The sequence below is a fragment of the Micrococcus sp. HSID17227 genome (assembly GCF_003989405.1).
GTDB classification, from domain to species: domain Bacteria; phylum Actinomycetota; class Actinomycetes; order Actinomycetales; family Micrococcaceae; genus Micrococcus; species Micrococcus luteus.
Window position 1 is genome coordinate 1 of the sequence record NZ_RBLN01000083.1, and the last position, 8,513, is coordinate 8,513.

The 8,513-nt window shown below is 74.6% G+C and carries 10 protein-coding genes; 7 read left to right on the plus strand and 3 right to left on the minus strand.

Features of this window, described 5'->3' with window-relative positions:
* Nucleotides 1-39: 39 nt before the first annotated feature.
* Both D8M29_RS06065 and D8M29_RS06070 read right to left on the minus strand, forming a co-directional pair.
* Entirely contained in the window at nucleotides 40-720 is a 681-nt protein-coding gene (locus D8M29_RS06065) for an FABP family protein (RefSeq protein ID WP_036317725.1), read from the minus strand.
* Between the two features lie 187 nt (nucleotides 721-907).
* Entirely contained in the window at nucleotides 908-1,714 is an 807-nt protein-coding gene (locus D8M29_RS06070) for a hypothetical protein (RefSeq protein ID WP_233263201.1), read from the minus strand.
* A gap of 101 nt (nucleotides 1,715-1,815) precedes the next feature.
* Here D8M29_RS06070 and mshD point away from each other — a divergent pair, with 101 nt between their 5' ends.
* From mshD to asd, 7 genes are all read left to right on the plus strand, one after another.
* Nucleotides 1,816-2,769: a mycothiol synthase gene (gene mshD / locus D8M29_RS06075; RefSeq protein WP_036381502.1), complete on the plus strand. Its 954-nt coding sequence runs from the start codon at nucleotides 1,816-1,818 to the stop codon at nucleotides 2,767-2,769.
* A 138-nt stretch (nucleotides 2,770-2,907) separates the two neighbouring features.
* Entirely contained in the window at nucleotides 2,908-3,918 is a 1,011-nt protein-coding gene (locus D8M29_RS06080; protein ID WP_036381499.1) for an NUDIX hydrolase, read from the plus strand.
* A 75-nt stretch (nucleotides 3,919-3,993) separates the two neighbouring features.
* A complete protein-coding gene (locus tag D8M29_RS06085) occupies nucleotides 3,994-4,350 on the plus strand; it encodes a GNAT family N-acetyltransferase (RefSeq protein WP_002854752.1) in 357 nt (118 codons plus the stop codon).
* A gap of 121 nt (nucleotides 4,351-4,471) precedes the next feature.
* On the plus strand, nucleotides 4,472-5,302 hold the full coding sequence (locus tag D8M29_RS06090) for a thymidylate synthase (RefSeq protein ID WP_002854751.1): 831 nt from the start codon (nucleotides 4,472-4,474) through the stop codon (nucleotides 5,300-5,302).
* 22 nt (nucleotides 5,303-5,324) lie between these two features.
* Entirely contained in the window at nucleotides 5,325-5,885 is a 561-nt protein-coding gene (locus D8M29_RS06095; protein ID WP_036337888.1) for a dihydrofolate reductase, read from the plus strand.
* Between the two features lies 1 nt (nucleotide 5,886).
* A complete protein-coding gene (locus D8M29_RS06100; protein WP_036337885.1) occupies nucleotides 5,887-6,117 on the plus strand; it encodes an NF038396 family protein in 231 nt (76 codons plus the stop codon).
* Between the two features lie 10 nt (nucleotides 6,118-6,127).
* Nucleotides 6,128-7,300 carry an aspartate-semialdehyde dehydrogenase gene (gene asd, locus D8M29_RS06105; RefSeq protein WP_052001111.1) on the plus strand — a complete coding sequence of 391 codons (1,173 nt, stop codon included), beginning with the start codon at nucleotides 6,128-6,130 and terminating at the stop codon, nucleotides 7,298-7,300.
* A gap of 177 nt (nucleotides 7,301-7,477) precedes the next feature.
* Here the strand turns inward: asd and D8M29_RS06110 are convergent.
* Nucleotides 7,478-8,513: UDP-N-acetylmuramate dehydrogenase (locus D8M29_RS06110; protein WP_238693339.1), on the minus strand; the 1,036-nt coding region annotated here is incomplete at its 5' end.

Below are 8,513 nucleotides of genomic sequence, written 5' to 3' on the forward strand. Positions count from 1 at the left end.
CGGCCACGGCCAGGTCCAGCAGCGGGCTGCGGGAGGCCGTCACGACTGCTCCCCGTGCTTCCGCCCGCCGGCGCCGCGAGGACGCTCGGCCCCCGGGGCGAGCCGACCCTCGGCCGCGCTCGGCATGCGGTCCAGGATGGCGGAGGCGTGCGCCTGGAGCTCGGCACCCGCGGCGTCCGCGACGTCCCAGCGCCAGAACAGCTGCCCGTTCACGAGACCGGCCATGCGTGTGGCCCGGTGGTACGGCCCGGCGGCGGAGCCGCGCAGGATCGCGTCCGTGGCCAACTGCAGCTGCGGGCCCTTGATGCGGCCGTAGTACAGCTCGGCCAGCGAGCCCGGATGCGTGATGGTGGCGGTCAGGCCGAAGCCCTGGTCGCCGGCGCGCAGCCCCTCGACGTCCTCGGCGGAGCGGAACGCGGGGACGATGTCCGCCGGGCGCATGCCGGGGCCGACGTCGCCGTCGCGCCGCTCCCGGTCCACCTGCCAGAAGCCGGACTCCACGGTCAGCGGACGCAGCAGCGTGCCGTCCGCCTCGCACAGCCATGATTCCGCGCGGTACTCCACGAACGGCAGACCGTGCTCGGTGAAGTCCACCCGCTGGTAGAAGATCTCAGTGTCGGCGGAGCCGTCGCCGAGGCGGCCCTGGCCCTCCCAGCTGCCGATGAGCCAGGACAGGGGGGCGAGCTCTGGGGTGAGGTCGTACGGGAGTTCAGTCGCCATGGCAGATCACGGCGCGGCCCGCCAGCGGGCCGCGCGTCCTCAGCGCTGGCCCTTGAAGAGGCCGTTGATGACGACCGCGGCGACGGCGGCCATGCCCAGGCCGGCCAGGACCACGAGGGCCAGGAAGAAGATCTCGAGCGCAAGAAGGGTATCCATGCGGGACATCCTACCGAGCGGGTCGGACCTGTCAGGCCAGGAAGCCCACCATGACGTGCGCCACGACGCCGGCCGCTCCCACGGGCGCCAACGCGAGGGCGTAGCCCGCCCGGCGCGGGCGCAGGGTGGTGCCCACCGGCCGGTCCTCGGGCCGCGGCCGCGACGACGGCGCCGTGGCGGCGGTCAGGGACACCAGCACGGCCACCGCGAGCGCCGCGGCCATGACGGCCGGCCGGTCCCGGGCGCCCACGCCGGCCAGCGCGGAGACGGGCCACGCGAGCACCGTGCTGAGGGGGATGACCACGAGCGCCAGGACTCCCGGCCGGCCCTGCATCCACGGGGTGAGGCCGACGAGGGAGACCGCGGCCACCGTGACTGCCAGGGTGATGACCAGCCCGGCGACCGCGGGGGTGTCGCTCCAGCGTGAGACGGCCACCCAGCACGCTGTCACGACGGCCACGAACGCCCCGCCCATCGTGGCGACGGTGGACTCGAGGCGCAGCGGCCGGCCGGTCCCGCGCACCAGCTGGACGACGAACGAGGCCATGGTGCTCCAGGCGACGACGACGGCGAGCGGCTCGAAGAGCGTCCAGGCCCCGCTGTGGCCGTCCTCGAGCGGCGGCCACAGCAGCATGAGCAGCACCGCGATGCCCCCGGCGACGGCCAGGGTGACGCTGAGCGAGAGGCGCGCGGGCGCCCCCATCTGCCGCGGCCAGCCCCAGGCGATGACCAGGATCACGACGGCGGCGGCGAGGGCGGCGGGGACCGGGCCCAGCAACGCGGCACCGCCCAGGACGAGGGCGGCGACGGCCGCACTCAGGGCCATGGACAAGCGCATCACCTGCCCCATCCTGCCAGGTGCGCACCGGCTCGGCCCTGGGCGGGCGACGGCGGGGCGCACCTCGCGGGCCACCGTCCTCCTTCCGTAGGGTGGCCGGCATGGCCGAACACCCCACCCCCACGACCTCCGACGCCGACGAAACGCCGCGCGTCGTCACCCCGCGCCCGGAGGAGGCGAGCGCCGTCCTGGACCTGGCCGACCGCGCCGGGGCGGCGGACGGTCATCCCCCGCTGTCGGACCAGACGCGCGTGCTGCTCGCCCGCGGCGGGCAGCTCTGGTGGGGGGCCACCCGGGGCCCGGACGGCGCGATCGACGGGGCGGCCGTGCTCGTGCCCGAGGGCGCGGCGGCGGTGCTCGAGCTCGTCGTCGACCCGACCGCACGCCGCACCGGCCGGGGGACGGTCCTGGCCGACGCCGCCGCCGCCGCGGTCCGGGACCTGGCGCGGGAGGAGACCACGAGCGTCTGGGCCCACGGCATGCTCCCGGGGGCGGTCCGGCTCGCCCGGCGGCACGGCCTCGAGCCCGTCCGCGAGCTGCGCCGGATGCGCCTGTCGCACGCGGCGCTCGCGGCCCTGCCGGAGGTGCGGCTAGCCGACGGGGTGGCCCTGCGCGGCTTCGTCCCCGGCCAGGACGAGCAGGCCTGGCTGGACGTGAACGCCGCCGCCTTCGCGGACCACCCCGAACAGGGCAGCCTGACCCGCGCCGACCTCGACGACCGCATGGCGGAGGACTGGTTCGACGCCGACGGCCTCCTGCTCGCCGCCCGCGAGGCGGACGGGCGGCTGCTCGGCTTCCACTGGACGAAGGTGGAGCCGGATGCCGGAGCCGACGGCCCGCGCGTCGGGGAGGTGTACGCCGTGGGCGTCTCCCCCGACGCCCAGGGCCTCGGCCTCGGTCGGGCCCTGACGCTGGCGGGGCTGCACCGGATGGCGGAGCAGGGAGTCGACGTCGTGGACCTGTACGTGGACGCGGACAACACGGCCGCCGTCGCGCTCTACGCGTCCCTCGGCTTCGAGCTGTTCGCCGCCGACGCCCAGTACCGCCGCCCCTGAGACCCTCGGGCGGGGACCGGCCGGGCACATCCCGGCGGCCTCGTATCCTGGTGAGGCCGGCCCCCGTGGGGTCGGCCACGCCCCGTGCCCTGCCCCAGCAGTCGTCGCGGCCGCCGCACCCCGAGAGGAACCCGCCCCATGCCTTCGTCCCACGCCGACCGCGTCGCCCGCTGGTCCACGGAGGACCGCGCCTCGGAAGGCCCCCGCGCCGAGGTGCTGGCCGCCGGCATGCTGCCGTGGCGCCGCGTGCCCGGCGGCCTCGAGGTGATGGTGATCCACCGGCCCCGCTACGACGACTGGTCGTGGCCCAAGGGCAAGCTCGATCCGGGTGAGACGCTGCCGGAGTGCGCGGTGCGCGAGCTGCGCGAGGAGGTCGGCCTGGAGCTGCGGCCGGGCATCCCGCTGTGCGTGACCGCGTACGAGGTGCCCGGCAAGCGGGGCGTACGTCAGAGCAAGGAGGTCTGGTACTGGGCCGCCGAGGTCGACGGCCAGCGCGCCCTCCCCGACGGCGACGAGGTGGACGAGGTCCGCTGGGTCGGGCCGGACGAGGCCCGGCGGCTGCTGACGAACGACTCGGATCGCGAACCGCTCGACCTGCTGCTGCGTGCCGCCTCTCGGGGGCGCCTGCGGACCGTGCCGCTGCTGGTGCTGCGCCACGCCAAGGCCAAGCCCCGCTCCTCGTGGTCCCGCGCCGAGCAGGAGCGTCCGCTGGCGGCGACGGGCCGGCGGCAGGCGCTCGCCGTCGAGGGCCTCGTGGGGGCCTGGCAGCCGGAGCGGCTGGTCTCCTCCCCGTGGCGCCGCTGCGTGGAGACGCTGGCCCCGCTCGTGAAGTCCAGCCGGCTGCCGCTGAAGACCAAGGGCGCCTTCACGGAGACCACGGCCCGGGAGAAGCCCAAGAAGACCCGCAAGGTGATGGCCGAGCTCATGGGCCGCTCCCAGCCCCTGGTCGTGTGCACGCACCGGCCGGTGCTGCCGACGCTGTTCGAGGTGATCGAGGACGCGGCCGCCGGCCAGGCGGACCGCGTGCTGCGGGCCCTGCCGACCGAGGATCCGTGGCTGCGGCCCGGCGCCGTGCTCGTGGCGCACCGCGCCCTCGACCTCGACGGCGACGTGGTGGCCGTCGAGGTCTACGACCCCTGGGACGACTGAGCCGCCCGCACAGGCCTCGGCCCGCACGACCGGGCCACCGTTGAGCAGGTCCGCCCCCGGCCCTAGGCTCGGGTCATGGAGAACACCGCCGCCCAGAGCCAGCCTGAGAAGATCGTCCACGAGCGCCTCACGGTGACCCGGGACCCGGACCGACAGCGCTTCGAGCTGCGCCAGGACGGGACGTTCATCGGGTTCCTCGGCTACGACCAGGAGACCGTGCGCGGCGAGGACGGCGAGGACACCGTGGTCCTGCGCCTGCAGCACACCATCATCGACGAGCAGTTCGGCCGCCGCGGCTTTGCCCGCGCCCTCGTGACCATGGTCCTGGACCGGCTGCGCGCGGAGGGTGACCGGATCGTGCCCGAGTGCTCCTACGTGGAGGACTACCTGCGCCGCTACCCCGAGTACCAGGACATGGTGTTCCACGGCTGACCGGGGCAGGGGGCCTGCCCTGCCGGCACCCGCCTCCCTGCCGTCCGGGCCGCGGGCTGGGACGCGGCCCGCCTGCGCCGGGCCGTCGACGACGCTCAGCGCGTCCGCTCGGATCGCTAGAGTGGGCCGGGTGAGCATCCCCACCCCCTACGAGGACCTCCTCGCCGACGTGATGGCCCACGGGGCCGTCAAGACGGACCGGACCGGCACGGGCACGCGCAGCGTGTTCGGCCGCCAGCTGCGCTTCGACCTGGCCGAGTCCTTCCCGCTGATCACCACCAAGCGCGTGCACTTCAAGTCGGTCGCGCTCGAGCTGCTGTGGTTCCTGCGCGGGGACTCGAACGTGCGGTGGCTCCAGGAGCGCGGCGTGCGGATCTGGAACGAGTGGGCGGACGAGGACGGCGAGCTCGGCCCCGTCTACGGCGTGCAGTGGCGCTCGTGGCCCACCCCGGACGGGGGCCACATCGACCAGATCGCCAAGGTCGTGGAGCAGATCCGGACGAACCCCGACTCGCGCCGGCACATCGTCACCGCGTGGAACCCCGCCGAGGTGGACGAGATGGCGCTGCCGCCGTGCCACGCGCTGTTCCAGTTCTACGTCTCCCCCGGTCAGGACGGCGCCCCCGGGCGGCTCTCATGCCAGCTCTACCAGCGCTCGGCGGACCTGTTCCTCGGCGTGCCGTTCAACATCGCCTCGTACGCGCTGCTCACGGTGATGGTCGCCCAGCAGACCGGGCTGACTCCCGGCGAGTTCGTGTGGACCGGCGGGGACGTGCACATCTACGCGAACCACGAGGAGCAGGTGCGCGAGCAGCTCTCCCGCGAGCCGTACCCGTACCCGCGGCTGCGGCTGCGGCGCACCCCCGCGTCGATCTTCGACTACGACTACGAGGACTTCGAGGTCCTCGACTACCGTCACCACCCCACCATCACGGCGCCGATCGCCGTCTGAGCCGAGGATGCGCAGCGACCCCATGAGCCGGGCCACCCGTCCCACCGAGCCCGTGATCGCCATGATCTGGGCCCAGACCCCCGAGCGCGTCATCGGCCGCGACGGCACCATGCCGTGGCACGTCCCCGAGGACCTCGCGCACTTCCGGGCCCACACGCACGGCCACCCCGTGATCATGGGCCGGCGCACGTGGGAGTCGTTCCCGGCGCGCTTCCGCCCGCTGCCCGGGCGCACGAACATCGTGGTCTCCCGCACCCTGACGGCCACCGAGGAGGCCGGCGCGGAGCTGCGGGCCGCGGGCGCCGTCGTCGTGCCGAACTTCGGGGCGGCCCTGGCCGCCGCGGCCGAGGCCGACGGCTGTGACACCGTGTGGGTGATCGGCGGTGCGACGCTCTACGAGCAGGCCCTCGACGTGGCCTCGCGCGCCGAGGTGACCGTGATCGACGCCGACGTCGACGGCGACACGCACGCCCCGCCGCTCGACGCCCGCTGGCGGCGCACCGCCGTCGACCCCGCCCCCGACGCGTGGCTGGACTCCGCCTCCGGCCCGCGCCACCGCTTCGAACGATGGGAACGCGACTGACATGGCCCCGACCGACTCCGACCAGCGTCTGCTCTCCCCGCAGGCGGTCTCGTTCCTCGCGCTCGTCGCCCTGCCCGTGCTGGCGTTCGTGTGCGCCGTGTTCGGGCTGATCCTCGTGCTGCAGGGCAAGACCATCGCCGGGCTGGTGTTCCTGCTCGTGCTGACCCAGGTGTTCGCCGTGGGCGGTCTCATCGCGTGGAACAGGCGGAAGCGTGCGCAGCAGGGCCGCTAGCCTGGAGGGCATGACTTCCGCTGCCCCCGCATCTGTGAACGCCCCCGACGCGGCCGCCGTGCCCACCGTGGGACTGGTCGGCTGGCGCGGCATGGTGGGGTCCGTCCTCCTGCAGCGCATGGCCGAGGAGGGCGACTTCGCCCGCGTCCACCCCGTCTTCTTCTCCACGTCCAACGCCGGCGGTCCCGCGCCCGTGCTCGAGGGCATGGCCGGCGACCCGGGCGTGCTCCAGGACGCGTACGACGTGGACGCGCTCAAGGCCCTGCCCGTGATCCTCACCGCGCAGGGCGGGGACTACACGCAGGCCGTGTACCCGAAGCTGCGCGCCGCCGGCTGGGACGGCATCTGGATCGACGCCGCCTCCACCCTGCGCATGGCGGACACCTCCGTGATCGCGCTGGACCCCGTGAACCGCGGCGTGATCGACGCCGCCCTGGCGAACGGGACGAAGGACTTCATCGGCGGCAACTGCACCGTGTCCTGCATGCTCATGGGCCTGGGTGGCCTGTTCAAGGCGGGCCTGGTCGAGTGGGGCACCGCCATGACCTACCAGGCGGCCTCCGGCGGCGGCGCCCGGCACATGCGCGAGCTGCTCACCCAGTACGCCGAGCTGGGCGGCGCGGTGCGGGCCGAGCTGGCCGATCCGGCGTCGGCGATCCTCGAGATCGACCGCAAGGTGATCGAGCTGCAGCGCGGCGGCCTGGACTCGACGCAGTTCGGCGTGCCGCTGGGCGGCTCGCTGATCCCCTGGATCGACTCCGACCTGGGCGACGGCGTCTCCCGCGAGGAGCGCAAGGCCTACGACGAGACCAACAAGGTGCTCGGGCTGACCGGGGCGGACCGGATCCCGTTCGACTCGCTGTGCGTGCGGATCGGCGCCATGCGCTCGCACTCGCAGGCCCTCACCCTCAAGCTCACCCGGGACGTGCCGCTGGACGAGGTCGAGCAGATCATCGCCGCGGACAACGAGTGGGTGCAGGTGGTGCCGAACACCAAGGAGGTCACGGTCACCGACCTGACCCCGATCGCCGCGACCGGCACCCTGCAGATCCCCGTCGGCCGGCTGCGCAAGCTCAACATGGGTCCCGAGTACCTCTCGGCGTTCACCGTCGGCGACCAGCTGCTGTGGGGTGCGGCCGAGCCCGTGCGCCGCATGCTGATGATCGCCACCGGGAACCTCTGAGCCGCGACGCCGGCGCCGAGGCGCGCACCCGGCCCCGCTCCGGCCCCCGTTTTCGTTCGGGAAACGGCGGGTGCTCGGGCGTTGTCGTTCGGGAAACGGCGCCCGCGCCGCCTCGGGGCGCCGTTTCCCGAACGAAAGCACTCCTGGGGGCGCCGTTTCTCGAACGAAAGTGAGGGGTCAGAGGCTGGTGCCGATGATCATCGGCTCGGGGTGCAGCTCGACGCCGAAGCGTTCACGCACGCCGTCGCGCACGGTGCGCGCGATCGTCAGGACGTCCTCGGTACTCGCGTCGCCGCGGTTGGTCATGGCGAGGGTGTGCTTCGTGGACACCGACGCGCGGCCCCCGGCCAGGCCGGTGCCGTCCACTCCGCGGCCGTCCGGCCCGCCCTCGCGGGGTGCGACCTCGGGCAGCCCGAAGCCCTTCGCGAAGCCCGCGCGATCGATCAGCCAGGCCGCCGAGAGCTTCACGAGCGGCGTCCCGTCCTCGGCCTCCCCGGCGGCGAACGCCGGGGCGCCCTCGGGCAGGGAGGCCCGCACGGACGCGGGCACGATCGGGTTCGTGAAGTAGCTGCCCGTGGACCACGTGTCCGGGTCCGCCGGGTCGGACACCATCCCCTTGGCGGCGCGCAGGGCCAGCACCTCGCGGCGGACCACCGCGAGCGGGGCATGGGCGCCCTCCTCGACGTCGAGCGCGGCCGCCAGCTGCCCGTAGCGGACCGGCGCCGTCGGCTCGGCGTCGGAGGAGGCGCGGCGCAGCCGCAGGTCGACCGAGAGCACGATCCACCGGGGACTCGGCGCGCCGGTCTCCAGCATGGAGCGCTTGATCACGGAGTCGCGGTAGCCGAAGCGCAGGTCCGCGGGCGTCAGCTCGACGACGTCCCCCGCCTCCCGATCCCACGCGCGCAGGGCGACGAGCACCTGCGAGACGTCCGCGCCGTAGGCGCCGACGTTCTGCACGGGCGTCGCGCCGGCCGAGCCCGGGATGCCCGAGAGCGCCTCGATCCCGCCGAGCCCGTGCGCCACGGTCCATGCGACGGCGTCGTCCCACGGGTGGCCCGCCGCGATCCGCACGACGACGGCCTCCCCCTCGTGGTCCGCCGACGGGGCCCCCTCGCCGGCGGGCGCCGCACCCCCCCACGCGGGCCCCGGGCCCGTCCGCGCGGCGGTGCGCCCGAAGACGCGCACCACACCCGGGCGTGCACAGCGCCGGACC